Origin of the sequence: Streptomyces pactum (genome assembly GCF_002005225.1) — a bacterium.
GTDB classification, from domain to species: Bacteria; Actinomycetota; Actinomycetes; order Streptomycetales; family Streptomycetaceae; genus Streptomyces; species Streptomyces pactum_A.
Genome location: NZ_CP019724.1, coordinates 3,501,806 through 3,527,951, shown reverse-complemented (window position 1 = coordinate 3,527,951; position 26,146 = coordinate 3,501,806). Strand labels below are relative to the sequence as shown.

The 26,146-nt window shown below is 73.1% G+C and carries 18 protein-coding genes and 1 riboswitch; of the genes, 10 read left to right on the top strand and 8 right to left on the bottom strand.

Annotated features, from left to right (window positions below; genetic code table 11):
* The first annotated feature begins 60 nt into the window (after window positions 1-60).
* Entirely contained in the window at window positions 61-414 is a 354-nt protein-coding gene (locus B1H29_RS14425; protein WP_055418283.1) for a hypothetical protein, read from the top strand.
* Here the strand turns inward: B1H29_RS14425 and B1H29_RS14420 are convergent.
* Both B1H29_RS14420 and B1H29_RS14415 read right to left on the bottom strand, forming a co-directional pair.
* A complete protein-coding gene (locus tag B1H29_RS14420) occupies window positions 392-1,414 on the bottom strand; it encodes a tellurite resistance/C4-dicarboxylate transporter family protein (protein ID WP_055418282.1) in 1,023 nt (340 codons plus the stop codon). The genes B1H29_RS14425 and B1H29_RS14420 overlap by 23 nt on opposite strands.
* Window positions 1,415-1,441: 27 nt before the next feature.
* Complete coding sequence (locus tag B1H29_RS14415; RefSeq protein WP_055418281.1) at window positions 1,442-2,632, bottom strand: C40 family peptidase; 1,191 nt, start codon at window positions 2,630-2,632, stop codon at window positions 1,442-1,444.
* Between the two features lie 7 nt (window positions 2,633-2,639).
* Window positions 2,640-2,818, bottom strand: a riboswitch (cyclic di-AMP (ydaO/yuaA leader).
* Window positions 2,819-3,059: 241 nt separating this feature from the next.
* Here B1H29_RS14415 and pcrA point away from each other — a divergent pair.
* On the top strand, window positions 3,060-5,546 hold the full coding sequence (gene pcrA, locus B1H29_RS14410; protein ID WP_055418280.1) for a DNA helicase PcrA: 2,487 nt from the start codon (window positions 3,060-3,062) through the stop codon (window positions 5,544-5,546).
* A gap of 82 nt (window positions 5,547-5,628) precedes the next feature.
* On the opposite strand, the gene B1H29_RS14405 is transcribed toward pcrA, so the two are convergent.
* Window positions 5,629-7,245, bottom strand: a complete 1,617-nt coding sequence (locus B1H29_RS14405; protein WP_055418279.1) for a M23 family metallopeptidase — start codon at window positions 7,243-7,245, stop codon at window positions 5,629-5,631.
* Between the two features lie 228 nt (window positions 7,246-7,473).
* A complete protein-coding gene (locus B1H29_RS14400) occupies window positions 7,474-8,613 on the bottom strand; it encodes a lipase family alpha/beta hydrolase (RefSeq protein ID WP_079160225.1) in 1,140 nt (379 codons plus the stop codon).
* A 509-nt stretch (window positions 8,614-9,122) separates the two neighbouring features.
* On the opposite strand from B1H29_RS14400, the gene B1H29_RS14395 reads away from it, so the two are divergent.
* Window positions 9,123-9,539, top strand: a complete 417-nt coding sequence (locus B1H29_RS14395; RefSeq protein ID WP_055418278.1) for a cobalamin B12-binding domain-containing protein — start codon at window positions 9,123-9,125, stop codon at window positions 9,537-9,539.
* 540 nt (window positions 9,540-10,079) lie between these two features.
* Here the strand turns inward: B1H29_RS14395 and B1H29_RS14390 are convergent.
* A complete protein-coding gene (locus tag B1H29_RS14390; protein WP_055418277.1) occupies window positions 10,080-11,702 on the bottom strand; it encodes a DUF5691 domain-containing protein in 1,623 nt (540 codons plus the stop codon).
* A 45-nt stretch (window positions 11,703-11,747) separates the two neighbouring features.
* Window positions 11,748-13,103, bottom strand: coding sequence for an SWIM zinc finger family protein (locus B1H29_RS14385; protein ID WP_055418276.1), 1,356 nt, complete (start codon window positions 13,101-13,103; stop codon window positions 11,748-11,750).
* A 131-nt stretch (window positions 13,104-13,234) separates the two neighbouring features.
* On the opposite strand from B1H29_RS14385, the gene B1H29_RS14380 reads away from it, so the two are divergent.
* The 3 genes from B1H29_RS14380 to B1H29_RS14370 all read left to right on the top strand — a co-directional run bounded on the left by B1H29_RS14380 (window position 13,235) and on the right by B1H29_RS14370 (window position 18,489).
* Window positions 13,235-14,386 carry an ATP-binding protein gene (locus B1H29_RS14380; RefSeq protein ID WP_055418275.1) on the top strand — a complete coding sequence of 384 codons (1,152 nt, stop codon included), beginning with the start codon at window positions 13,235-13,237 and terminating at the stop codon, window positions 14,384-14,386.
* 264 nt (window positions 14,387-14,650) lie between these two features.
* The gene (locus tag B1H29_RS14375) at window positions 14,651-17,323 is read left to right on the top strand and encodes a DUF5682 family protein (protein ID WP_234393051.1); all 2,673 of its coding nucleotides are present in this window, start codon (window positions 14,651-14,653) and stop codon (window positions 17,321-17,323) included.
* Window positions 17,320-18,489 carry a VWA domain-containing protein gene (locus B1H29_RS14370; protein WP_055418274.1) on the top strand — a complete coding sequence of 390 codons (1,170 nt, stop codon included), beginning with the start codon at window positions 17,320-17,322 and terminating at the stop codon, window positions 18,487-18,489. Before B1H29_RS14375 ends, B1H29_RS14370 begins: the two co-directional genes overlap by 4 nt.
* Before the next feature lie 539 nt (window positions 18,490-19,028).
* Here the strand turns inward: B1H29_RS14370 and B1H29_RS38110 are convergent.
* A complete protein-coding gene (locus B1H29_RS38110; protein ID WP_159027821.1) occupies window positions 19,029-19,169 on the bottom strand; it encodes a hypothetical protein in 141 nt (46 codons plus the stop codon).
* 12 nt (window positions 19,170-19,181) lie between these two features.
* Between B1H29_RS38110 and B1H29_RS38105 the strand changes: the two genes are divergently transcribed.
* The 3 genes from B1H29_RS38105 to sucD all read left to right on the top strand — a co-directional run bounded on the left by B1H29_RS38105 (window position 19,182) and on the right by sucD (window position 22,712).
* Window positions 19,182-19,871 (top strand): hypothetical protein, encoded by a 690-nt coding sequence (locus B1H29_RS38105; protein ID WP_159027820.1) that lies wholly within the window; start codon window positions 19,182-19,184, stop codon window positions 19,869-19,871.
* A gap of 746 nt (window positions 19,872-20,617) precedes the next feature.
* Window positions 20,618-21,799 carry an ADP-forming succinate--CoA ligase subunit beta gene (sucC, locus tag B1H29_RS14360; RefSeq protein ID WP_055418272.1) on the top strand — a complete coding sequence of 394 codons (1,182 nt, stop codon included), beginning with the start codon at window positions 20,618-20,620 and terminating at the stop codon, window positions 21,797-21,799.
* Between the two features lie 28 nt (window positions 21,800-21,827).
* On the top strand, window positions 21,828-22,712 hold the full coding sequence (gene sucD, locus B1H29_RS14355) for a succinate--CoA ligase subunit alpha (RefSeq protein WP_055418271.1): 885 nt from the start codon (window positions 21,828-21,830) through the stop codon (window positions 22,710-22,712).
* A 134-nt stretch (window positions 22,713-22,846) separates the two neighbouring features.
* Here sucD and B1H29_RS14350 read toward each other — a convergent pair whose 3' ends face one another.
* A complete protein-coding gene (locus tag B1H29_RS14350) occupies window positions 22,847-24,145 on the bottom strand; it encodes a helix-turn-helix domain-containing protein (protein WP_055418270.1) in 1,299 nt (432 codons plus the stop codon).
* 96 nt (window positions 24,146-24,241) lie between these two features.
* Between B1H29_RS14350 and B1H29_RS14345 the strand changes: the two genes are divergently transcribed.
* The gene (locus B1H29_RS14345) at window positions 24,242-25,936 is read left to right on the top strand and encodes a cell division protein PerM (protein WP_055418269.1); all 1,695 of its coding nucleotides are present in this window, start codon (window positions 24,242-24,244) and stop codon (window positions 25,934-25,936) included.
* Window positions 25,937-26,146: the final 210 nt, after the last annotated feature.

The following is a 26,146-nucleotide window of genomic DNA, read 5'->3' as shown; positions in this document are numbered from 1 at the left end:
ACACCGCCCCCACCGGGCCGGTGTCGGAGAGTGTCCGGGCCCCTGATTAGGCTCCGCCTCATGGACGTACTCATCCACCTCTTCGTCGGTCTGCACATCATCGGCATCGCCTCGCTCCTCGGAGGCTTCCTGACCCAGATGAAGGCGATGGGCCAGGGCACGGCCCGTTTCGTTCCGGCGATGCTGCACGGCGCACTGACGATGCTGGTCACCGGCGTCATCCTGATCGGCCTCAACCAGGCCGACGACCAGTCCGTCGACAACGTCAAGATGGGCGTGAAGCTCGCCGTACTGATCGTGGTCCTCGGCCTGGTCTACGTGAAGCGCGACGACGAGAAGGTGGAGAAGCCACTGTTCGGGCTGGTGGGCCTGCTGACCATCGCCAACATCTTCATCGCGGTGCTGTGGACCTGACCTCCCCGGTGCCCGCGCCCGTGGACCGCAGCCCGGCCCCGGCCCGGACGACCGCCCCCGCCGCGACCGCCAGCCACACGGCCACCGCGATCCACACCAGCGCCTGACCGGGCGCGTCCAGCCACGGCACGTCGAGGACGGCGGCGACGGACAGCGTCGCCGCCGCCGTCATGCCGAGGGGGAAGACGGTCGACCAGCGGCGCACGTCGTAGCGGAGCCGGGGCCACGCGATCTCGGCGGCGAGCAGTACGGCGTACCAGGCGAGGTCGAGGGCGAGCAGGAAGACGGTCACGTCGTGCAGGACGGCGTAGTCGTCGTCGTTCCACAGGTACATGCCCGTCCCGGCCGCCGCGAGCAGCTTGGCGCCGGCGAGGGCCGAGATGGCGAGCGCGCCGCCCGCCACCCAGTGGTCCCCGGACCCCCGGGCCACCTGCCGCAGATCGAAGCGGAACAGCGCGATCAGGTAGAGCACGATCCCCAGCCAGAACGGCACCAGCGACGCGTGCGCCAACCAGGCCGTCGAGGTGGCCGCGGCCAGCGTGGCACCCAGTACGGCCAGCCCCTCCGTGGCCACGCAGCCCAGGAACACGGCGCCCGGTATCCTGCGCCCCCAGTGCGTGACGACCAGGGCCAGCAGCCCCGGCCACAGCAGCGCCGCCAGCACCAGCAGCGCCACCGCCAGGGGTGACCAGCCGAACAGGGAGAAGCGGGTGCCCAGCACGGTCGTCGCGGCGACGGCGGTGAGAGCGCCCGGCGTCCCGGCCCGCGTCACCCACCGCGCGCGCTCGACCAGCAGCAGGTAGACGAAGTTCGCCGCCAGCGTCAGCCAGGCGGCGCAGGCCAGGACCAGGGCGATCCGGGACAGGATCTCGTGGCCCGTCAGGTGCAGGGCGACCGACAGTATGCCGGTCGCCATGACCGCGGCCCCGGCCGCCGGCGGACGCTGCGCCCACCAGGCGCGCAGGGGGTGGGAGGAGGCGGGAGAGGTGCCGGATGACATGCGCCCGATGCTAGGGACCCGCGCGGCTCAGGCCGGGCGCACCACGCTGTGGATCGACGACTCGCCGTCGTAGTAGACCGATTCCTCACGGACGTACGCGCCCGGCTTCGGGGCGTGGATCATCATGCCGTCGCCGATGTAGAGGCCGACGTGGCTGAGGTCGTCGTAGAAGAAGACCAGGTCGCCGGGGCGGGCCTGGGCGACCGGGACCGTGGTGCCGGCGTCGACCTGGTCGTAGGTGGTGCGCGGCAGGATCACCCCCGCGTCCTTCCAGGCGGCCTGGGTCAGGCCGGAGCAGTCGTAGGAGTCGGGGCCGGTGGCGCCCCAGACGTACGGCTTGCCGATCTGGGCGCGGGCGAAGGCGAGCGCCTTCTCGGCCTTGGTGCCGTTGGACGAGTCCGGGGCGGAGGGCCCGGTTTCCGTGCCGGTGTCACCGGAGCCGGACGCTCCGGAGGAGCCCGCAGCGGCGTCGCTCTCCCGCCGGTCGGCCTGCTCCTGCCGCTTCCGCTCCTCGGCCTGCCGCTTCGCGAGCTCCGCGGCCTTGCGGGCGGCCTCCTTCTGCTTCTTCTTCTCGATCGCCGCGAGCCGGGCCTTCTCCTCGGCGGTCAGCTCCGACAGCAGCTCCCGCGCGGTGGCGAGCTTCCTCTGGACGGTGGCCTTGGCCGTCTTGAGGTCGCTCTGCGACTCGGTGAGCGTCTCGAGGCTCTCAGTGGCCTCGCGGCGCTTCTCCATCGTTTCCGACTGCTGGGTGACGTAGTCGTCGACCGCGTCCTTCTGGCGGCCGGTGAGCCGGTTCAGCAGATGGTTCCGGTCGACGTAGTCCTGCGGCGAGTCCGCGAGCAGGAAGGTCGCGGTCTCCGGGATCGAGGCGCCCGTACGGTACTGCGCGGAGGCGAAGGAACCCAGCTCCTCGCGGGCCTCGTTGAGCTTCTGGGTGCGCTGGGCGACGTCGTCGAGGAGAGTGCTGACGCGCTTGCGCTGCTTGGAGGTCTTCTCCTTGGCCGCGTTGTACTTCTCCGTCGCCGACCCCGCCTGGCGGTACAGGTCGTCGACCTTCTTCTCGACCTCTTCGAGGCTCGGCCTGTCGTCGTCCGACGGTGCGGCGGTGGCGGTCTGGGACAGCAGGGCCACGGAGGTGAGGGCCGCCGTGGCGAGGGCGGGGGGCCGTATGCCTGCGACGCGCGTACCGGTGGGACGCGACTTGCGGTGCGACGCCAAGGAGGCGACTCCTTCCAACCGTCCGCCTACCGGGTTAGCTGTCGGGTTCGGGCGATGGTTCGGAAGGGTTGCCCTACGGCGGGTCCGCCCCGGCGGGGGCGGTACGGCCGATTCACCCCAAGGTTCTCGGTTGGGTCCCCGGCTCCGGGCGCCGTGCTGGCACGCCGGACTCGGCGGAGGCCGCGCGGCCCGGCGACGTTCGCCGGAGGGGGTCGTGCGGCCTGTCCGCACGGTAGCCAACTCGTGTGGCGGCTGTGAAGGTTGGTGGGTGATATGCCCGATACATTTTCGTGACCTTCGCTGCGGGCGCCCGTGTGCGTCACTCTTCGTGCCTCGCCCGGTCGCAGGGCGTGCCCGGCGTCCGGATGCCGGCCGTTTTCCGGGGTGGCGGCGGGTTGTCGGTGGGGCACCCTAGACTCGGAGAGCGATGAGCAGCCTCTTTGACGACAGCTTCCTGGCGAGCCTCCAGACCCCCCGCGGTCACGAGGGGGAACCCCCGCCACCGCCCGAGGACGATCACGGACCGGAGCCGGTCCCGCACGATCTGTTCGGCGGGAAGTTCGACGCGCCGCCGGACCGGGACACCCACTACCGGGACGGCGCCCCGCGCCCCGCCCTGGACGCCGCCGCGCTCCTCGACGGGCTGAACGAGAACCAGCGCGCCGCCGTCGTGCACTCCGGCTCCCCGCTGCTCATCGTGGCCGGGGCCGGCTCCGGCAAGACCCGCGTGCTCACCCACCGCATCGCCCACCTGCTGGCCGAGCGCGGCGTCCACCCGGGCCAGATCCTCGCGATCACCTTCACCAACAAGGCCGCGGGCGAGATGAAGGAGCGCGTCGAGCAGCTCGTCGGCCCGCGCGCGAACGCGATGTGGGTCATGACCTTCCACAGCGCGTGCGTGCGCATCCTGCGCCGCGAGTCGAAGAGGCTCGGCTTCACGTCGTCCTTCTCGATCTACGACGCCGCGGACTCCAAGCGCCTGATGGCGCTCGTCTGCCGTGATCTCGACCTGGACCCCAAGCGCTTCCCGCCCAAGTCCTTCAGCGCGAAGATCAGCAACCTCAAGAACGAGCTGATCGACGAGGAGGACTTCGCCGCCCAGGCCGCCGACGGATTCGAGAAGACCGTCGCCCAGGCCTACGCCCTGTACCAGTCGCGGCTGCGCGAGGCGAACGCCCTGGACTTCGACGACCTGATCATGACGACGGTCAACCTGCTCCGCGCCTTCCCGGACGTCGCCGAGCACTACCGCCGCCGCTTCCGGCACGTCCTGGTCGACGAGTACCAGGACACCAACCACGCCCAGTACTCCCTGGTGCGCGAGCTGGTCGGCACCTCCGAGCACGCCGTCGACGTGCCGCCCGAGGCCGAGGTCCCGCCCGCCGAGCTGTGCGTGGTGGGCGACGCCGACCAGTCGATCTACGCCTTCCGCGGCGCCACCATCCGCAACATCCTCCAGTTCGAGGAGGACTACCCGGACGCGACGACGATCCTGCTGGAGCAGAACTACCGCTCCACCCAGACCATCCTCAGCGCCGCCAACGCGGTCATCGAGCGCAACGAGTCCCGCCGCCCCAAGAACCTGTGGACCAACCAGGGCTCCGGCTCGCAGATCACCGGGTACGTCGCCGACACCGAACACGACGAGGCCCAGTTCGTCGCCGACGAGATAGACCGCCTCACGGACGCGGGCGAGGCGAAGGCCCAAGACGTCGCCGTCTTCTACCGCACCAACGCCCAGTCCCGTGTCTTCGAGGAGGTCTTCATCCGCGTCGGCCTGCCCTACAAGGTCGTCGGCGGCGTCCGCTTCTACGAGCGCAAGGAGGTCCGGGACGTCCTGGCCTACCTGCGGGTGCTGGCCAACCCGGAGGACTCGGTGCCGCTGCGCCGCATCCTCAACGTCCCCAAGCGGGGTATCGGCGACCGCGCCGAGGCGATGATCGACGCCCTCTCCCAGCGCGAGAAGATCAGCTTCCCGCAGGCCCTCAAGCGGGTCGACGAGGCGTACGGCATGGCCGCGCGCTCCGCGAACGCCGTCAAGCGGTTCAACACGCTCATGGAGGACCTGCAAACGATCGTCGAGTCCGGCGCCGGACCGGCGACCGTGCTGGAGGCGATCCTCGAACGCACCGGCTACCTCGCGGAGTTGCAGGCCTCCACCGACCCGCAGGACGAGACCCGCATCGAGAACCTCCAGGAACTCGCGGCCGTCGCCCTGGAGTTCGAGCAGGAGCGGGCCGAGAGCGCGGAGGCCGGGACCCTGGCCGACTTCCTGGAGAAGGTCGCGCTGGTCGCCGACTCCGACCAGATCCCGGACGAGGAGGACGGCGACGGCGTCGTCACCCTGATGACCCTGCACACCGCCAAGGGCCTGGAGTTCCCGGTCGTCTTCCTCACCGGCATGGAGGACGGCGTCTTCCCGCACATGCGCGCCCTCGGCCAGGCCAAGGAGCTGGAGGAGGAACGGCGCCTGGCGTACGTCGGCATCACGCGTGCGCGTGAGCGGCTGTACCTGACCCGGTCCACGCTGCGCAGCGCCTGGGGCCAGCCGTCGTACAACCCGCCCTCGCGCTTCCTCGAGGAGATCCCGGCACCCCACCTGGAGTGGAAGCGGACCGGGGCGAACGGGCCCGCGCCCTCCGCGCCGGTCTCGGGCGTGGCGGCCTCGCTGTCGTCGTCGCGTTCCCGTTCCTCGGCGTCGGGCGCTTCCGGCTTCGCCACCCGCCGGACCGGCCCCGCCGACCAGCCGACGGTCGCGCTGTCGGTCGGCGACCGCGTCACACACGACCAGTTCGGGCTCGGGACGGTGGTCGGGATCAAGGGCGCGGGGTCGAACGCCGAAGCGACGATCGACTTCGGGGACACCAAGCCGAAGCGGCTGCTGCTGCGGTACGCGCCGGTGGAGAAGCTCTGAGCATGTGCTGAGGGCGCTCAACGGGTGGGCCCCGTCGGCTGGACGGGGCCCACCCGCTGAGCAGCGCTGAGACGTTACTCCGTCAGGACGGGTTGAGGCCGTGGCTGCGCAGCCACGAGAGCGGGTCGATCGCCGAGCCGCCCGCGGGGCGCACCTCGAAGTGCAGGTGCGGGCCGGTCGAGTTGCCCGAGTTGCCGGAGAAGGCGATCGCGTCGCCGGCTTTGACCGTCGTACCGGAGGGAACCTGGTAACTGGAGAGGTGGCAGTACCACGTCTCCGTGCCGTCCTTCGCCGTCACGATCATCATGTTGCCGTACGCGCTGTTGTACTGCGTGCGGACCGTGCCGTCGGTCGCGGCCATCACCGTCGTGCCGTACGACACGGGAAAGTCGATGCCACTGTGCACGGACATCCAGTTGATGCCGGCCTGGCCGTAGTACGCGCTGAGGCCGTGCTGGGCGACCGGGAGCGCGAATTTGGGACGCAGCCGCTCCTTGCGGGCAGCCTCCTCCGCCGCCCGCCTCTTCTCGGCGGCCTGCTGGGCCTTGAGGTCGATGCGTTCCTGGGTCCGGCTGGCCCGGTCGGCGAAGTCGTCGGCTCCGGCGGCGAGGCTCGTGAGCTGGGTGTCCAGCTTGTTGTTGGCGGTGGACGGCTTCACCGGCGCCGCCTCCGCGCCCGCGTCCGCCGCGGATGCCGTGGTCTCCGTGCCGTCGTCCCCGGTCAGGCCACCGACGGAGGCGGCGGCGATACCGGCGACGCTCATCACACAGGCCGACGGTACGGCGATGGTCATCAGTGCCGAGCGCTTGGCGGGCTGGCGGCGGCGCGAACGTGACCCGCTGCGGGGGGCGGTGCGTGCGGCCGGGATCCGTGCGGCCGGGGTGACCTCTTCCTGGCCTTCCAGGAGAACGGTCACGGCGGGGAGTTCGCCGGTGGCGGCCAATCCGTCGTCGTGCGGGCCGGGTTCCCCGGCGTCAGCCGAGGCGTCCGGCGCGGTGTTCTCCAGCGTCTCCAGCGTCTCCAGCGTCTCCGTCGGTTCCGGCTGCTCCGGTGCTTGCGGCGTTGGCTGCGCCGCGGTGCCGTCCGAGTTCCACTGCGTCGCGTCGTAGGCGCCGGTGTCGAACGTGCCGGCCGCGAAGGGCCCGGTCGGGTAGGCACCGGTTTCGAAGGTGCCGGTTTCGAAGGTGCCGGCCGCGAAGGTGCCGGTGCCGTAGGTCTGCGTACCCCAGTCCCACTGCTGGGTCCCGTCGGCCGGGTTGCCCGACTGGTCCGGCTGGGCCCAGGCGCCGGTGTCCCATTGCCCGGTGGCCTCGGCACTCGGGCCTTGCGGCGGCACGGAGGAGGGCTGCTGGTGGTCGGCCGTCCACGCCGTCGTGTCGTAGGCGGCGTGGTGCTGGGCCGCGTACGCGTCGTAGTTCGGCGTCTGCCCGCTGCCGGCGGACCACTGGGTGGTGTCGTAGGAGCCCGTGGTGTCGTAGCCGCCGGTGTCCTGCCCCGGGAGACTGCCGAAGAGCGGGTCGGCGTCGAAGGTCGCCGTGGCGGTGGTGCCGGTGGAAAAACCGGTGGTGTCGTATCCGCCGTACGTGGTGAGGTCGCCGTACTGGGCCTCCCCTGTGCCGTACGACGCGTACTGCGCCGGATCGGCGTCGGAAGCCGAGGCCGGGGTGGTCATGGTCCCCGACGGGTGACGGTCGTTCACCAACTTCTCTTTCGCCTCGACAACAGGGGCTGCCAGAGCAGTGCGGCGACTGTACCCGGCGGTATACGGGCACGACAATCTTCGTCAGGTTTCACGCGTGAAGGAAACGGGCAATCGGCCGTGTTTTGGGGGACGGCGGGCACGACCTTGGCTTTGTGTTCGACATTTGTTCGAGGCCGAACGGGTTGCGCCGGGTGAGTTCCGGGCCTTCCCGCGGGCTCCAGAGCCTCAGGCGACCGTCAGACCGCCGGTGGACCCGCCCATATCCGTTCCGGTGGTTCCGGTGGTTTTCGTCGTACCGGTGATACCGGCGGTGCTGGTGCTCGTGGTTTCCGTGCCTGACTCCTGCGCCTCGGTGTCCAGCGCCTGGCGGATCCCGGTGGCCACGGCGGGGTGCACGGGAAGGGCGAGATGGCCGATACCGCTCACCCGTACGTTCTGCACGGTCAGGTCGGGGTGGTCGAGGCAGGCCGTCTCCAGTGGGTCCATCACACGGTCCAGGTCGCTCCAGAAGCTGAAGAACCGCGTACGGCAGCCGGGGGAGGGCCGGGTCAGCTCCTCGAGCACCGCCGAACCGGGGCGCATCTGGCGCACGATCGGGTGCGCGTTGGCCAGCGGGACCACCCGGGTGCCGGTGTGCGGGGTGCCTAGCGTCACGAGGGTCCGGACGCGCAGGTCTCCGGCGAGGCGCTGCACGTAGTACCGCGCGATCAGTCCGCCGAGGCTGTGCCCGACGATGTCGACCCGCTCGCTGCCCGTCCGCTCGCAGATCTCTTCCACGTGCCGGCCGAGCAGCTCGGCCGCGGTGCGGATGTCGCAGGTCAGGGGGGAGTAGTTCAGGGACTCGACCTGGTGTCTGCCGTGCTGGGCCAGGCTGCGGCGCAGGAGGAGGAAGACCGAGCGGTTGTCGATGAAACCGTGCAGCAGGATGACCGGGGGGCTGGTGCGGGCCGGGAGGCGCGGAATGGGAGGGGTGGGCCGCGGGTCGCGGGTGTCCCGGGTGTCCTGGGGATTCTGGGAGCTCTGGGAGCTCTGGGAGCTCTGGGAGTTCTGAGTGTTCCGAGGGTTTCGGGAGTCCTGGGAGTCCTGGGAGTCCTGGGAGCCCGCCGTCGGCAGGGCGGACATCGGGCGGCGTTCCTGAATGATCCCGGAGGGATAGAGGAGAAGGTGCCCGGCGAGGATCGCGACCTCCAGGGCGCTTGCCTTGAGGAGGGTCAGGGAGAGTCCCGTGAGTCGGCCCGGGAGGGCCGCAAGCCCCGGTAGTCCCGACAAGCCCGGTAGCCCAGGCAGTCCTGGGAGCCCCGGCAGGCCGGGCAGAAGACGCTGACAGAGCGGGAGAAGGGGCAGTGCTGCCGTGGTGACCTTCATGGGCCGACCTCCTGTCGGCACGCGCGGGAACGCCTCTGTCCCCCGTGTGCCCTTGTGGAGAGCCGTGACACCAGTGATTGGTGGTGTTTGCGAGGTTTGGGTTGCCGACAAGGCGCGTGAGCGCCCTGTGAGTCTTGTGAGCCCTGTGGTGTCGGTGATGCGGCGATGAGGCCCGCTGCTGCCCTGCCCTGCCCTCGCTGCGGCTCTCCGTGCGCGTGCTGCCCGCCGCGCCCTGGAGCTGTGCGTGGCGAGCATGTCCCACCGTGTGATTTCCCCCTCTGTATCCACCGTGAAACTGCCGGTTGCGGGATGCTGGCGATAACGTTCGTTCACTTCCCCGGACGATGTGGTGCGGGGCGTCTGTGCCGCGCGGGCGTGCACTTCGCGGACTTCGTGCCCGATGTGCACATTGGGTGTGCGTGATGCGCACCGTGCTGCTGTGTACGGCGTCGGCGAAGTGTGCGGTACTTGTCGGTACGGATGGATGTAGTCGCTTCATGGAGGCAGTGATGGGTGTGGCAGCCGGTCCGATCCGCGTGGTGGTGGCCAAGCCGGGGCTTGACGGTCACGATCGCGGGGCCAAGGTGATCGCGCGGGCACTGCGTGACGCCGGTATGGAGGTCATCTACACCGGGCTCCACCAGACACCCGAGCAGATCGTGGACACCGCGATCCAGGAGGACGCCGACGCGATCGGGCTGTCCATCCTCTCCGGTGCGCACAACACGCTCTTCGCCGCCGTGATCGAACTGCTCAGGGAGCGGGACGCGGCGGACATCCTCGTCTTCGGCGGCGGGATCATCCCCGAGGCGGACATCGCCCCGCTGAAGGAGAAGGGCGTCGCGGAGATCTTCACTCCCGGCGCGACGACGGCGTCGATCGTGGACTGGGTACGGGCGAACGTGCGGGAGCCCGCGGAAGCGTAACCACCCGCCCCCACCCACTGGCCCAGTCACCGGGTCCCACCGACTGGTCCATCCACCCGGTGCCCACCGGCGTGGGGTGGGCGCGGGGCGCGCCCGACGGCCGGCGCGGTCGGCTCACGGCCGACGCTCACGGCTCGCGGGCGGCGCTCACGGCTCGCGGGCGGCGCTGAGGGCTCACGGGCGGCGCTTACGGCTCGCGGGCGGTGGTGGCTCACGGCTGGTGGTGGCTCACGGCTGGTGGCGCCGGCTCGTGGCTGGTGTCGACGGCTGATGCCTCAGGGCGGGTGCCGGCTCACCGTCGGGGCCGAGGTCCGGCCGCCGACCGACGACATCCGGCCGCCAGCCGTCAAGGACCGGTCGCCGGTTGCCGATGGCTCATGGCGGGTGGCGGTGGCTTACCGCCGGTGCGGGCGGCACGTGACCGCTCTGGCGGACCACGGGCCGTGCCGGCGGCCAATGGGGCGGTGCCGGGGCTCGGGCGGTGGCCGGCCGTGGGCGCCGGCAGCGTGACCCGCTCCCGGTCTCAACGCCGCACACCCGCTAACCCGCCCCCATTTCCTCGGCCATCGCGGCCCGCAGACGCAAGGTCCTCACGAGTCGCTGGAACGCCTCCGCCCAGTACCCCCCGGCCCCCGGCGACGCGTCCTCCGTTTCGTCCGGTATCGCCAGCAGGCCGTCGAGGCGGCTCGCCTCCGAGGGGTCGAGGCAGCGCTCGGCCAGCCCCATGACCCCGCTGAAACTCCACGGGTAGCTCCCGGCGTCACGGGCGATGTTGAGCGCGTCGACCACAGCCCGCCCGAGCGGCGGGGCCCACGGCACTCCGCACATACCGAGCAACTGGAACGCCTCGGACAGACCGTGCGTCGCGATGAACCCGGCGACCCACTCGGCACGTTCGGCGGCGCCCAGGGTGCCGAGCAGTTTGGCCCGTTCGGCCAGCGACACCGCGCCCGGCCCTCCGGCCTCCGGAGCCGTGGGCGCTCCGAGCAGTGCCCTCGCCCACGCGCCGTCCCGCTGCCGTACCGCGGCCCGGCACCACGCGGCGTGCAGGTCGCTCCGCCAGTCGTCCGTCACCGGCAGGGCGACGATCTCCTCGGGGGTACGTCCACCGAGCCGAGCCGACCAGGTACCGAGCGGAGCCGCCTCCAGCAACTGGCCGAACCACCACGACCGTTCCCCCCGGCCCGAGGGCGGCTTGGCCACTACGCCGTCCCGCTCCATGCCCGCGTCGCACTCGTGGGGTGCCTCGACGGCGATCGCGGGCGGGTCCAGCGCGCGGTCGAGGGACACGCACGTCATCGCACGCGCCGCCATCCGCGTGGCGAGCGCCGAAGCCGGCAGCGCGGACAGCAACTCGGCGGCCGTCGCCCGTACGTTGCGGCTGCGGTCGGCGAGCGCCTGCTCCAGGAACGGCTCGTCCGGCGGCTCCAGTCCCGTCCGCAGCGAGTCGAGGAACATCAGCCGGTCCTCGGCGCGCTCGGTGGTCCAGGTCGAGGCCAGCAGGTCGCGCGCCGCGACGGGATCGCCGGCGCGCAAGGACGCCAGCAGGGCGACCCGCTCGGCGAACAGGCCCTCCTCCCAGAGCCGACGCACCCGCTCCGTGGCCTCGGGGCCGGGCAGCGCGGTGCCTCCTCCCGGCGTCGCGCGCAGGGCGAACCGCCAGTCCGGATTCAGCCGGGCCAGCCACAGGGAGCGGGGCCCCGCGAACGTCAGCGCCGCCGGGCGCAGGTCCGTACGTCCCCGAGCCGCGTCCAGGAGGGCCGGAACCGTCTGGGGCGGCGCCGCGAAACCGCGGGCGTTCGCCGTCGCCAGCCACTGGGGCAGCAGCTCCATCAGGTCGGGCGCGGCGCCTCTGCGGCCGCCGCCCGCAGGCCCGGGACGGTCGGCGAGCAGCATCGTGAGCCGACGGGCTGCCGCGGCCGGCAAGGGCGGGCGAGGGTCCTTCGGGGCAGGCTCCGGGCGCCGGGCCGCGCGGGCCGGGCACAGTCCGGCGCGGCGGCGAACGGTCTCAGCCGCCGCGGCATCCAGCAGCGCCGCCGGTGCGCGCGGGCCGGGCTCGCAGCCCGGGGGAGTGCGCCGGTCCGTGCCGAGCAGTGCCGAGGTGACGAGTTCCTCCCAGACGCCCGGCACGGGCGCGTCCGCGGGAGCGGGCGTCCTGGTCATGCGGTTTCCCTCCGTTTCCATTCCGTTGCCGTTACGCGGGACGGGTCAGCACAGCGCCACCGCCGGGCCAGGTCCGGCCGGCCAGGCCGTCAGCGGAGTGAAGCCCCGGTGGCCGCACTCGCCGAAGACCTTGACGGGCGCGCCGCCCGACAGGGCGACCAGGCGCCACAGGCCCGGACGGTGTCCGGCCGCCGGGGGGAGCGGCAGTGCCGTGTCCCCGCCGGCGTCCGCCAGTTGCCAATCGGCGCCGTCCGGTACCGGGACGACCTGTTCGAGGGTCACCGGCACCGACTCCAGCCACGGGTCGTCGCGGAGGGCCTCGCCGTAACGAACGGCGGCCTCGGCCGTCGTCATCCCTGTCGGGCGCAGCTCCGTGGGCGCGGGTGGCCCGAACTGTCCGCCCAGGGCCGCTCGCCGCTGCCCGGCCCCCGGATACGCCGACACTTCCGCGTCGAGGGCCAGCCCCACCGGCAGCGCCGGCTCCGGGGCCCGGCCCGCGGCGCCGTAGGAGAGGAGCAGTACCGCGCGTTCCGTCCGCGCGCCGTACAACCAGATGCGTCGGGTCGTCAGCCGGGCGTCCGCGGTGTCGTACTGGGCGAGGACCAGCCACCGGTCCCGCACCGGAGGGCCGTCCGCGGAGGCCGACAGGCCGACACGTGAACGGACCGTCGCCGCCAGGCCGTCCGGTACATGTTCACGGCGCAGCCAGCCCTGGTCCAGAAGATGGAGAAGAGCGCACTCCTCCAGCAGCCGGACCGGCCACCCGGAGCCCGACGACGGTATGGCGCCCAGCTCCCGCACACGCGAGGCCAGCCCCGGCGCCTGGGCGTCGACCATGCGGGCCGCCATCTCCTCCCACAGCTCGTACCCCGCCTGTTCGGCGCCGGCCAGACCACCGCGCAGCAGATCCGTCAGCCGCTGCTCCAGCTCCGTCGCGCCCGCGGTGATCCGCCCGGCACGCTGCTCCGCCCGGCGCCGCGCCGCCTCTGGATCGGCGATACCGGCCGCCGGACCGGACGAGTCCGCCGTCCTCTTCTCCCGCGTTCGCTCGCGTAGTTGCGCGGTGCACCGCTCCGCCCAGTCCGGCGCCTTCGCCTCCGGCACCACACCGTCGCCGTCTGCCCAGAGCAGCAGCAGCCCGAGCACGTGCTTGCACGGGGACTTGAGGCTCGGGCAGCCGCACTTGTACGCGGGCCCGGAGGCGTCCGAGATGTCGACGACCGTTTGATACGGCTGACTGCCGCTGCCCTTGCACAGCCCCCACACCGTCCCCTCGTCGGAACTTCCCACCTCGGACCACGGCCCCGCCGCGGCGAGTTCGCCGCTCGCATTGCGTGACGCGGCGTCAGGTGCCAGTGCCAGCACCTGGTCCGCGGTCCAGCGCACCCCCTGCTGAGTCATGCCATCGAAGGTATGTCCCACCACTGACAATCGTCCGAGAGGCGACGTTTGTGCAGGTCAGAGCGATTGTCAGTGGCGTGGTGCACCGTGGACGACAGATCGAACCGGCCGAGCTGGAGGGGGAATCAGCCATGCCTGTGTCCGTAGAGCCGACGCCCGCGGACCCGACGTCCGTCGAGCCGGGCGGAGGGTCCACGAGTGGGGCCGAGGAGTTGCGGCCGCACGCCGAGCACGCGTTCGCGGCCGAACTCGCCGCGCTGGCCAAGCAGGACGACCGTCCCCGTCCGGCCCGCTGGAAGCTGTCGCCGTGGGCCGTCGCCACCTATCTGCTCGGCGGCACCCTGCCCGACGGCACGGTGATCTCCCCGAAGTACGTGGGCCCGCGCCGCGTCGTCGAGGTCGCCGTGACCACGCTCGCCACCGACCGCGCCCTGCTCCTGCTCGGCGTGCCCGGCACCGCCAAGACCTGGGTGTCCGAACACCTCGCGGCAGCCGTCAGCGGCGACTCGACGCTGCTGGTGCAGGGCACGGCGGGCACCCCGGAGGAGGCGATCCGCTACGGCTGGAACTACGCGCGGCTCCTCGCCCACGGCCCCGGCCGGGACGCCCTCGTGCCCAGCCCGGTCATGCGGGCCATGGCGGAGGGCATGACCGCCCGCGTGGAGGAACTGACCCGCATCCCGGCCGACGTGCAGGACACGCTCATCACGATCCTGTCGGAGAAGACCCTGCCGATACCGGAGCTGGGGCAGGAGGTACAGGCGGTCCGCGGGTTCAACCTGATCGCCACCGCCAACGACCGCGACCGGGGGGTCAACGAGCTGTCCAGCGCCCTGCGCCGCCGCTTCAACACCGTGGTGCTGCCGCTGCCGGAGACCGCCGAGGCCGAGGTCGAGATCGTCTCGCGCCGGGTCGACCAGATCGGCCGCTCCCTCGACCTGCCGTCGGCGCCCGACGGCATCGACGAGATCCGCCGGGTCGTCACCGTCTTCCGCGAACTGCGCGACGGGCTGACGAGCGACGGGCGTACGAAGGTGAAGTCGCCCAGCGGCACGCTGTCCACGGCCGAGGCCATCTCCGTCGTCACCGGCGGCCTCGCGCTGGCCGCCCACTTCGGCGACGGCGTGCTGCGGCCCGGCGACGTCGCCGCGGGGATCCTCGGCGCCGTCGTCCGCGACCCGGCCGCGGACCGCGTCGTCTGGCAGGAGTACCTGGAGACGGTCGTCCGTGAGCGCGACGGCTGGAAGGACTTCTACCGGGCGTGCCGGGAGGTGAGCGCGTGATCGGCGGGTGGCTGAGGATGCGACGGGGGGCGGGTGTGCCGGTGGGCGGCTCGACGGGTGACGGCGACTCGACCTGGCCCCGTAGGCGAGGGGGACGGTGTGACGGGCACTGACACGGCCGGGAGCGATGACACCGGCGGGCCGGGTGGCACCGGCGGGCCGGGTGGCACCGGCGGGCCGGGTGGCACCGGCGGGCCGGGTGGTGACGGCAGGCCGGGTGGCACCGGCGGGTCGTTCGGTACCGGTGGTTCCGGGGGTGAACCACTGCTGCTGGGCGTACGCCACCATGGGCCGGGTTCGGCGCGGGCGGTCCGGGCCGCGCTGGAGGCGGGCCGGCCGGGGACCGTGCTGATCGAGGGGCCGCCGGAGGCCGACGCCCTGATCCCGCTGGCCGCCGACGAGGGCATGCGGCCGCCGGTCGCGCTCCTCGCCCACGCCGTGGACGAGCCAGGCCGGTCGGCCTTCTGGCCGCTGGCCGAGTTCTCCCCTGAGTGGGTGGCCGTGCGCTGGGCCCTGGAACACGACGTCCCGGCCCGTTTCATCGACCTCCCGGCCACCCACACGCTGGCGTGGCAGGCACCGGAGTGTGCGAAGGCGGAAGGGCGGGAGGGGGAACGGAGGGAAGAACCGGGGCCCGGGGAGACCGGCTCGGGCCAGGGGGAGGGGCCCGGCGCCGGCTTCCCCGACGTCCGGGCCGATCCGCTCGCCGCCCTTGCCGCGGCCGCCGGCCATGACGACCCCGAGCGCTGGTGGGAGGACGTCGTCGAGCACCGCGGTGCGGGCGGCGGGGACGCGCTCGCACCGTTCACGGTGCTGGAGGAGGCCATGGGGGCGCTGCGGGAGACCGAGGAGGGCGACGGACGCGACCGGGACCTCGTGCGGGAGGCGTATATGCGGCTCCAGGTGCGCGCGGCGCGGCGCGAGTTCCCGCGGGGCGTCGCCGTGGTCTGCGGTGCCTGGCACGTGCCCGCGCTCCGGCGCAAGGTCACCGTCGCCGCCGACCGGGCGCTGCTCAAGGGGCTGCCCAGGACCAAGGTGGACATGACCTGGGTGCCCTGGACCCATCGCAGGCTGTCCCGGGCCGGTGGGTACGGGGCGGGTATCGAGTCGCCGGGCTGGTACGGGCACCTGTTCGGCGCGGCGGACCGGCTCGTCGAGCGGTGGCTGACCAAGGTGGCCGGGCTGCTGCGGGAGGAGGACCGGGCCGTCTCCTCGGCGCACGTCATCGAGGCGGTGCGGCTCGCCGAGACCCTCGCGGTGATGCGCGGCCGTCCGCTGCCCGGGCTCAGCGAAATGACGGACGCCGTACGAGCGGTGATGTGCGAGGGTTCGGACGTACCGCTGGCCCTGGTGCACGACCGGCTGGTGGTGGGGGACGTGCTGGGGGAGGTGCCCGCCGGAGCGCCGGCGGTGCCGTTGCAGCGGGACCTCGTCCGGCTTCAGCGGCGGTTGCGGCTCAAGCCGGAGGCGTCGGAGCGGGAGCTGGAACTCGACCTGCGCAAGGAGACCGACGCCGGGCGCAGCAGACTGCTGCACCGGCTGCGGCTGCTCGGCGTCGGGTGGGGCGAGCCGGCCGCCTCGCGGGGCAGCACGGGCACGTTCCGGGAGACGTGGCGGCTGCGTTGGCAGCCTGAGCTGTCGGTGCGGGTGGCCGAGGCCGGGGTGTGGGGCACGACCGTGCTCGCCGCCGCGACGGCCAGGGCCGAGGCGGACGCCCTCACCGCGCGGGGCCTCGCCGAGGTCACCGCGCTCGCCGAACGCTGCCTGCTGGCCGAGCTGCCGGACGCACTCCCCCCGGTGATGCGGATACTCGCCGACCGCGCGGCGCTCGACACGGACGTCGGCCACCTCGCCCAGGCCCTTCCGGCCCTGGTCCGTTCCCTGCGCTACGGCGATGTGCGCGGCACCGACACCGGCGCGCTCGCCGAGGTCGCCGCGGGCCTCGCCGAGCGGATCTTCGTCGGCCTGCACCCGGCCTGCGCCGCGCTGGACGCCGACGCGGCCGAGGAGATGCGCCGGCACGTGGACGCCGTGCACGGTGCGGTGGGCCTCCTCGGCGCTGTCCCGGCGCCGGGCCACGGCGACCTGCGGTCCCGCTGGCGGGCCGTGCTGCGCACCCTCTCGGCGCGAGGCACCGTGCCCGGCGTCGTCCGGGGGCGCGCCGTACGGCTCCTGCTGGACGACGGCGAACTGGCGTCGGACGAGGCCGCGCGGCTCATGGGCCTGGTGCTGTCCCCCGGGACGCCGCCGGCGGACGCGGCGGCCTGGATCGAGGGCTTCGTGGGCGGTGGTTCGGGCGGCGGCCTGCTCCTCCTCCACGACGAGCGGCTGCTCGCCCTGGTCGACGCCTGGCTGACCGGCGTACCGGCGGAGGTGTTCACGGACGTGCTGCCGCTGCTGCGGCGCACCTTCTCGTCCTACGAGCCGGGAGTGCGGCGCAGCCTCGGGGAGCTGGTCCGGCGCGGACCGCAGTGGCGGGGGAGGGTGACGACGGCCGGTTCCGGCATACCCGGATTCGCGGCCGGGCTCGACACCGGACGCGCCGACGCCGTGCTGCCGGTGGTCCGGCTGCTCCTGGGCCTGGACCGCACCGCGGGCGCGGCGGATGTGACGGTCGCTGCCGGCGGGGCGGACCGAGAAGGTGCGGCGGCGGATGCGCCGGGCGATGTCGGCGCGTCGGACGGGGAGCCCGCGGCACGTGGGATCGGCGTTGCCGGCGAGGCGGATGGCTACGGCGCAGCGGGTGTGACCGGCGCTGTCGACGCGGCACACAGGGAGGACGGGGGGGAAAGGGAGTGCGCGGCGGAGGTGACGGGTCCCGTTGGCTCGGCGGGTGCGCTGGACGCGGTGCGTCAGGGCGACGGGTCTGCCGGTCCCGGGACCGGCGGCCGACGGTGGGGTACCGACGACAACGACCGTGTGGAGGCGGACGCATGACGACCGAGCCGGTGGATGCCGACACGGCACAGGAACGGCTGCGGCGATGGCGGCTCGTGCTCGGCGGCGACCCGGCCGACGGCACCGGCCACACGCTCACCGGTCAGGACGCCGCCATGGACGGGGCGCTCGGCGCGCTCTATGGGAAGGGGGACAAGCCGCGGGCGGGACGGGACCGGTCGGCGGGGCTCGGAGCCTCCGCACCGGCCGTGGCGCGCTGGCTGGGGGACATCCGGACCTACTTCCCCTCCTCCGTGGTGCGGGTCATGCAGCGGGACGCGATCGACCGGCTCGGCCTCGCCACACTGCTGCTGGAGCCGGAGATGCTCGAGGCCGTGGAGGCCGACGTGCACCTCGTGGGCACGCTCCTCTCCCTCAACAAGGCGATGCCGGAGACGACGAGGGAGACGGCCCGGGCCGTCGTGCGCAAGGTCGTCGACGACCTGGAGAAGCGGCTCGACACCCGGACCCGGGCCGCCCTCACCGGCGCCCTCGACCGCAGCGCCCGCATCAGCCGGCCCCGCCACCACGACATCGACTGGAACCGCACGATCGCGGCCAACCTCAAGCACTACCTGCCCGAGTACCGGACGGTCGTGCCGGAGCGCCTCGTCGGTTACGGGCGGGCGTCCCGGTCCGTGCGGAAGGAGGTCGTCCTCTGCGTCGACCAGTCGGGGTCGATGGCGGCGTCCGTCGTGTACGCGTCCGTGTTCGGCGCGGTGCTGGCGTCCATGCGGTCGATCGACACCCGGCTCGTCGTCTTCGACACGGCGGTCGCCGATCTCACCGACCGGCTCGACGACCCGGTCGACGTGCTCTTCGGCACGCAGCTCGGCGGCGGTACGGACATCAACCGCGCGCTCGCGTACTGCCAGTCGCAGATCACCCGGCCCATGGAGACGGTGGTCGTGCTGATCAGCGACCTGTACGAGGGAGGCATACGGGACGAGATGCTCAAGCGGGTCGCGGCGATGAAGGCGGCGGGGGTGCAGTTCGTGACGCTGCTGGCGCTGTCCGACGAGGGGGCACCCGCGTATGACCGGGAGCACGCGGCGGCGCTCGCCGCACTGGACGCGCCGGCCTTCGCCTGCACGCCCGACCTCTTCCCGGAGGTGATGGCGGCGGCGATCGAGAAGCGTCCCTTGCCGATACCGGATGCCGGGTGACGATTTGTCGATCCGAGGTGGCCCGATTCCTGTCGGCAAAACGGATATGACTTCCCATCGGTAGCGCCGGGCTTGCACAACCTCCGGAGTCCCGTGCGAGGATCGCGCGTCGTATCGATCCAACGCATCGACGCGTTGTCCGATGCCTGCGTTGTCCGGTGCACTGTCCGGCGCGCGACCCGTTCCGCCACACGGGAGGAATCTCCCCCCTCTTGATCTGGTCAGCAGTCCTGCCCGGTGCCGCTCCGCGCGTGACGCGCGCGGCGGCCGGGCGGCGTGCGCTGCACGTGGCGCTGCTGGTGGGTGGGTTGTTCGTGCTCGGGGTGCTCTGCGGGGGACGGGCACAGGCGGCCGAGGGGGCGCCCTCCGTGCGGGACGCGATCGGTCAGGCCGTCGGCGTACCCCCGGAGCGGCCGAGGGAAGCACGGGAATCAACCGTCCCGCACGACTCCCGCGTCGACCGGGCCTCGCGCGATGACCGGGGCTCCCGCGTCGACCGGGGCTCCAGCGTCGACCGGGCTTCCAGCGTCGACCGGGCCTCACGAGCCCACCAGTTCTCCCGTGCCGACCAGGAACCTCAGGTCGATCAGGGCTCCGAGGCCGGTCAGATTTCCGGGGCCGGCCAGGAGCCGGGGGCCGGTCAGGAATCCGGGACCGCCCGACACTTCGGGGCGGTTCACGGAGCCAACGCGATGCTTTCGGGGCTTCGTCCGGTGGCCGAGGAGATCGTCCGGTCCGTGGAGGACCGGGTCGTGCGGCCGGTCGGTGACGCGGCGGAGACGGTGACCGACGGGCTCGGCGCGGTCGTACGGACGCAGGCGCCGCCGTTGCAGGCGTTGCCGCTTCCTTCCTTGCCCTCGCCGTCCTCGCTGCCGTCGTCGCCTCCGCTGCCGTTGCTGCCGGACCCGCCCGGGCTGCCGGACCCACCCGGGCTGACCGACGTTCCCGGTCGGTTGACGCCGGGCGGCCCGGCCCCTCGGCCCGAGCCCTCGACCACGGCGCCGGACACCTCCGACGCCGCTGACGCGTCCGACGCCCGGGCGTCTGCCGCGTCCGACGCCCGGGCGGCCGGTGCCGCCCGAGGCCCGGCACAGGCCGCGTACGGTCCGGCGCCTGTCGTCGGCGGGGCGCACGCGGACACCGACCGCACGGTGTCCGCGCCCACCGAGCACGCCCCCGCCCGCCCGGCACCCACCGGCGACCCCGACGGCACGCTGGGTACCGGAGCCGGTGCCGACCACGGCACGCCGCGGCACGGTGACGCACACGCGGTCACCCCGCACCACCGGATCCCGTTCCGGCTCGTGCCCGGCGCCCTCGTGCGCGCCGACGCCGCCGAGACCCGGGACCGGTACCGGGACATTCCCGTCTCCCCCGCCTAGAGCAGGGCCTTCCCCCGCCCCAGACCCGCCGCGCGGGGGCGGAGAGGTCTGCCCACCGTCCGGACGCTTCTCGTTCTTCCGGGCGGGTGCCGCCGGCGCCGCCCCACCCGGCCCGGCACTCGGAAATGTCCCCAAGCTCTTCTGCGCGGCTGACCTCCAGCACCGTGCCTACGGCGCGCTCGGTCACTTCTACGGGGTCTGACATCCGACCGCCTGGACCTCAGGGATACCAGGTGGATCACGGGCTTCGCGGAGCGCGCGCCCCCGGACGGTCCGGCCGAAAGCCGTCGGCCCCCGTCCGGCCGTGGCCCCGCGGATCAGGCGGCCGGTCCCCATTGGGGTGGGGAGCGGTCGCCGCGCACCTCGGAGGGGCCGCACCCAGCGGACCCGCTGCGGGGCGTTCCAAGAGCCTCACCGGGTCAACCCCAGCCCGGTGAGGCTCACCCCCCGGCTACCGAAACTCGGTCCCGGGAGTATCCGTCGAATCCTCTCCTGCGGCCTCCGCCGCCCCTCACGCCCGGCACGCCGTGCCAGTGAGCGCGGCATCATGTGACAGGCATCACCGCTCAGGTGTGACCCACGATTTAGAGACCCTCCGCAAGCGGCGATAACCTGCGAGACGGACATGCCGCGCGCTCGGACACCGTGTGCGCCCCCCTTGTGACTCACAGCGGACGTCACGTTGCCCTTCGCGGCACGCCCACGCATCCAACGAACCGCGAGATCACTGATAGGGACGGAAGCGCGTGGACCTGTTCGAGTACCAGGCGAGGGACCTCTTCGCCAAGCACGATGTACCGGTGCTGGCCGGTGAAGTCATCGACACGCCTGAGGCGGCGCGCGAGATCACCGAGCGTCTGGGCGGCAAGTCCGTCGTCAAGGCGCAGGTGAAGGTCGGTGGTCGTGGCAAGGCCGGTGGCGTGAAGCTGGCCGCCTCCGCGGACGAGGCCGTCGCCCGCGCGACGGACATCCTCGGCATGGACATCAAGGGCCACACGGTCCACAAGGTGATGATCGCCGAGACCGCGCCCGAGATCGTCGAGGAGTACTACGTCTCCTTCCTCCTCGACCGTGCCAACCGCACCTTCCTCTCCATCGCCTCCGTCGAGGGCGGCGTGGAGATCGAGGAGGTGGCGGCCACCCGTCCGGAGGCCGTGGCCAAGACCCCGATCGACGCGATCGACGGCGTGACGCCCGAGAAGGCGCGAGAGATCGTCGAGGCCGCGAAGTTCCCGGCCGAGGTCGCCGACAAGGTCGTCGACATCCTGGTCAGGCTGTGGGACACCTTCATCAAGGAGGACGCCCTCCTGGTCGAGGTCAACCCGCTGGCCAAGGTCGTCTCCGGGGACGTCATCGCCCTCGACGGCAAGGTGTCGCTGGACGACAACGCCGAGTTCCGGCACCCCGACTTCGAGGCGCTCCACGACAAGGCCGCGGCCAACCCGCTCGAGGCCGCCGCCAAGGAGAAGAACCTCAACTACGTCAAGCTCGACGGCGAGGTCGGCATCATCGGCAACGGCGCGGGTCTCGTCATGAGCACCCTGGACGTCGTCGCGTACGCCGGTGAGAAGCACGGCGACGTCAAGCCCGCCAACTTCCTGGACATCGGTGGCGGCGCCTCCGCCCAGGTCATGGCGAACGGCCTGGAGATCATCCTGGGCGACCCGGACGTCCGCTCCGTGTTCGTCAACGTCTTCGGCGGCATCACCGCCTGCGACGAGGTCGCCAACGGCATCGTCCAGGCGCTGAAGCTCCTGGAGGACCGCGGCGAGAAGGTCGAGAAGCCGCTCGTCGTCCGTCTCGACGGCAACAACGCCGAGCTGGGCCGCAAGATCCTCACCGACGCCAACCACCCGCTGGTCCAGCGCGTCGACACCATGGACGGCGCGGCCGACAAGGCCGCCGAGCTGGCCCACGCCGCCAAGTAAGCACTCAGGACGAGGACACCAACACACCATGGCTATCTGGCTCAACAAGGACAGCAAGGTCATCGTCCAGGGCATGACCGGTGCCACCGGCATGAAGCACACCAAGCTCATGCTGGGTGACGGCACCAACGTCGTGGGCGGCGTCAACCCGCGCAAGGCGGGTCAGTCCGTGGACTTCGACGGCAACGAGGTACCGGTCTTCGGCACCGTCAAGGAGGCCATCGAGAAGACCGGCGCCAACGTCTCCGTCATCTTCGTGCCGGAGAAGTTCACCAAGGACGCCGTCGTCGAGGCCATCGACGCCGAGATCCCGCTGGCCGTCGTGATCACCGAGGGCATCGCCGTGCACGACTCGGCCGCCTTCTGGTCGTACGCCGGCAAGAAGGGCAACAAGACCCGGATCATCGGCCCGAACTGCCCCGGCATCATCACGCCGGGCCAGTCCAACGTCGGCATCATCCCGGGCGACATCACGAAGCCGGGCCGCATCGGCCTGGTCTCGAAGTCCGGCACGCTGACCTACCAGATGATGTACGAGCTGCGTGACATCGGCTTCTCGACCGCCGTCGGCATCGGTGGCGACCCGATCATCGGCACCACGCACATCGACGCGCTCGCCGCGTTCGAGGCCGACCCCGAGACCGACCTGATCGTCATGATCGGCGAGATCGGCGGCGACGCCGAGGAGCGGGCCGCGGAGTACATCGCGAAGAACGTGACCAAGCCGGTCGTCGGCTACGTCGCGGGCTTCACCGCGCCCGAGGGCAAGACCATGGGCCACGCGGGCGCCATCGTCTCCGGTTCGTCCGGCACCGCCCAGGCGAAGAAGGAGGCCCTGGAGGCCGCCGGCGTCAAGGTCGGCAAGACGCCGACCGAGACGGCGAAGCTGGCCCGCGCCATCCTCGCCGGCTGACACCACCTCGTCGGCCGAGCACCTTTCGAGCCGATCCGATACGCCGAGTGGCCCGCCCCCGATCACGGGGCGGGCCACTCGGCGTACGGCACGCAAACGCGGGTCGGGGCGGCGGCACGCGAGTCCGGGCGGCGTCACTCCAGCCGGGGCGCCAGCCGCTCCGGTCCGTCCTGCAACTGGTCCCGCAGCCTCTGCCGCAGCTCCAGCTCCTCGTCCGACAGCGCCCCCGGTGCCACCTTGGGCGGCACCCCGCGCACCGTCTCACCCGGGGACACGGGCGGCTCGTAGTGCGTGGGCGCGGTGCGCAGGGTCAGGGCCGTGGTCCCGATCAGGGCGACCGTGAAGGCGATCGCGGCCCGGGTCCAGAACCGCGCCCGGCGTTCGCTGCCCAGCCGCACCGTCGGCGGCCTGGCCGCCCGCAGCCGCTCGGCCGACGCCAGTTCGGCCAGCCGCCGGTGCAGCACCTGCGGGTCGGCCAGTTCGGGCAGCCGGTCGGCGACGGCCTCGCGGGCGTGCAGCAGCCGGTTCGCCGCCGCCGGGGTGCTCGCCTCCGTCTCCGCGGCCGTCTCGGGCAGGCCCAGGCCCACACCGTCGTACAGCAGGAGTGTGCGGCGGTGCGGCGGCGGGAGGCGCAGCAGGGTGTTCAGCAGAGTGCGGTCGCCGGGGTCGGCGGGGGGCGGCTCCGGGCGCCGGTGGCGCAGGCGGAACCGGTGCCAGGGCGAGAGCGCGTACTCGTACGCCGTCGCCCGCACCCAGCCCACCGGGTCGCGGTCGCGGGCCACCTCGGGCCAGTGCTCCCAGGCGACCTGGAACGCACGCTCCACCGACTCCCGCGCCAGCTCACGGCGGCCGGTCAGCAGGAACGTCTGCCGTACGAGCGCGGGGGCGCCGAACTCGTACAACGCGTCGAAGGCCTGAGCGGGCGTCAGCGCGGCCGGCCCGGGCCTCGGCTCGGGCTGCGGTGCCGCTTCGGATTCCGGCGCCGACCTCGCTGCCGACTCCGGTGCCGACCCCCGTTCGTCCAGTGGTCTCGCCGGGAGTACGAGGCTGTCGACGGCCTTCTCGGGGGCCTCCGCCGATCCGGCGCCGACGGCCACGACGACGGGCACCGCCTCCGACGCGGTCTCCGACGCGGCCTTCGGTGCCGCCTCCGACCCCGCCTCCGACCCCGCCTCCGACACCGGCGCCGGCTCGGCGGCGGGGACCGGCTCGGCCCGCCGTGCCGCCGCCTGCTCGGCCAGGGTGTTCAGCAGCTTCGCGTACGCCTCCCGTTTCCGGCCGCGCGGGGTGGTGCGGCCGCTCTCCCACGCACGGACCGTCTCGCGGGTGACACCCACCCGCTCCGCGAGCTGAGCCTGCGTCAGGGCGGCGGTCTCGCGCAGGCGTCGGCGTGCCGTGGGAGGCGGGAGCGGGGTCGCGGGGCTCCGTGTCACAGCACGCCCCTTCGTGCGAAAAGGTACATAAACATATATTGAGCGACACAGCGGTACTTCGCCTGTTACGCCGGTAAAGCGCGTGTCGTTGGGAGCATGGCGGGCGTGATCCAGACGACCGCTCGCCGAGCCCCGTTGTCCCTGCTGCGCACCCGGTGGCGCGACCGGTCGCCCGGGCTGGCCGCCGGCCTCCTGGGCGGCGCGGTCGCGGCGGGACTGGGACTGGCCGCGTGCGCCGCACTGGTGACGGTGCTTTGGATCAGCTCGCCGTACCCCGACAGCGGACCCGGCGGCGCCCTGCACGTCGCCGCGTCGCTGTGGGTGCTGGCCCACGGGGCCGAACTGGTCCGCGCCGACACGTTCTCCGGCGCCCCGGCACCCGTGGGCGTCACTCCGTTGCTGCTGCTCCTGCTGCCGGTGTGGCTGCTGCACCGGGCGGCCCGGGACGCCACCGACCCCGGCGACGGCGTGGGGGTGGCCGTGGGCGCCGGCGCCAAGGCGGGGGTCGGTGTGCGCCTGGGCGGGGGCGGGATCCTCCCCGACGCCGGACCGCCGCCCCTCTCCGCGCGCAACGCCTGGGCCGGGGTCGTCCTCGGTTACCTCGCCGTCGCCACGCCCGTCGTGCTGTACGCGGCGGGCGGTGCGCTGCGGCCCTCCGGGTGGTGGACGGCGACGTGCCTGCCGCTGGTGACCATGAGCGCGGCGGGCGCGGGCGTGTGGACGGCGTTCGGCCGGCCGGGCGGGCCGGTGGGCCGGGTGCTGCGCGTGCTGCCCAGGAACCTGCGGGAGCTGATGGTGGAACCGGACGCGCGCCTGGGCGCCGCGACGCGCGCCGCGGGCGCCGGTGCGGCGGTGCTCGTCGGCGGCGGTGCGCTGCTGCTCGCGGTGTCACTGGTGTGGCACGGACCCGCCGCGCGGGAGACGTTCCTGCAGTTGACCGAGGGGTGGTCGGGGCGGGTCGCCGTGCTGCTGCTCTGTCTGACGCTGGTGCCGAACGCGGCGGTGTGGGCATCGGTGTACGCCCTCGGCCCGGGCTTCGTGCTCGGTGCCGGCCATGTCGTGGCCCCCTTCTCCTCCACCCCCGCACCGCCGCTGCCGCCGTTCCCGCTGCTGGCGGCGGTGCCGGACCCGGGCCCGGGCACGCCGCTGCACTGGGCGGCCGGGGTGGTGCCGCTGGTGGCGGGCGCGGTGGTGGGGTGGTTCACGGCGCGGGCGGCCACGGCTGGTGCCGGTGCGGCGGGAGTGGACACGGGGCGTGTGGCGGGTGTGGACACGGGGCGTGTGGCCACGGCGGGGGCGGGTGCGAAGGCGGTGCGGGGTGGTGACGAGGCCGCCGGGGCGTGGTCATGGCGGCGGACCGTCGCTGCCGCGGTACTGGCCGCCGTGCTGTGCGCGGTCCTCGTCGCCGTGCTGGCCGCCCTGGCGGGCGGGCCGCTCGGGGACGGCGCCCTCGCCCGGTTCGGGCCGGTGTGGTGGCAGGCCGGGGGTGCGACGCTGGCGTGGGTCGGGGTGGTGGCGCTGCCGGTGGCGGTGCTGGTGCGGGCGTGGCCGAGTCGGAGTCGGGGGTGGAGCGGGCCGGGGGCCGAGGCTGCCGCTGCGGAGCCTGTGGCGGAGGCCGGGGAGGCGGATGGCGCCGGTGGGCGCCGGTGGGGGCGGGTTCCGTGGCCCTCGGTGGGTCGTCGGCGGGGCCGGGAAGCCGGGGGCGGGGACGCGGGCGGCGACGGCGGGGACGCCGCGCCGTACGACCTGCTGCCGGTCGACTCCCCTGGGGAGGCGCCGCGGACGCCCTGAGCGGCGGACGGCGTGAGTCGGGGACGCTGTAAGGACGCCGTGAGCGCGAACGCCGTGAGCGGCGGGCCGGTGTGGCGTCGCCCCGGAGGCTCCTCCCGCTCCCGCCTCTCCTGCCCTTCCTGTTCCCGGGGGGCCACGCCCCTGGACGGGCGCTTCGGCCCCGGACGGGCGCTTCGGGTCTGGACAGGCGCTTCGCCCCTGCGCGGGCGC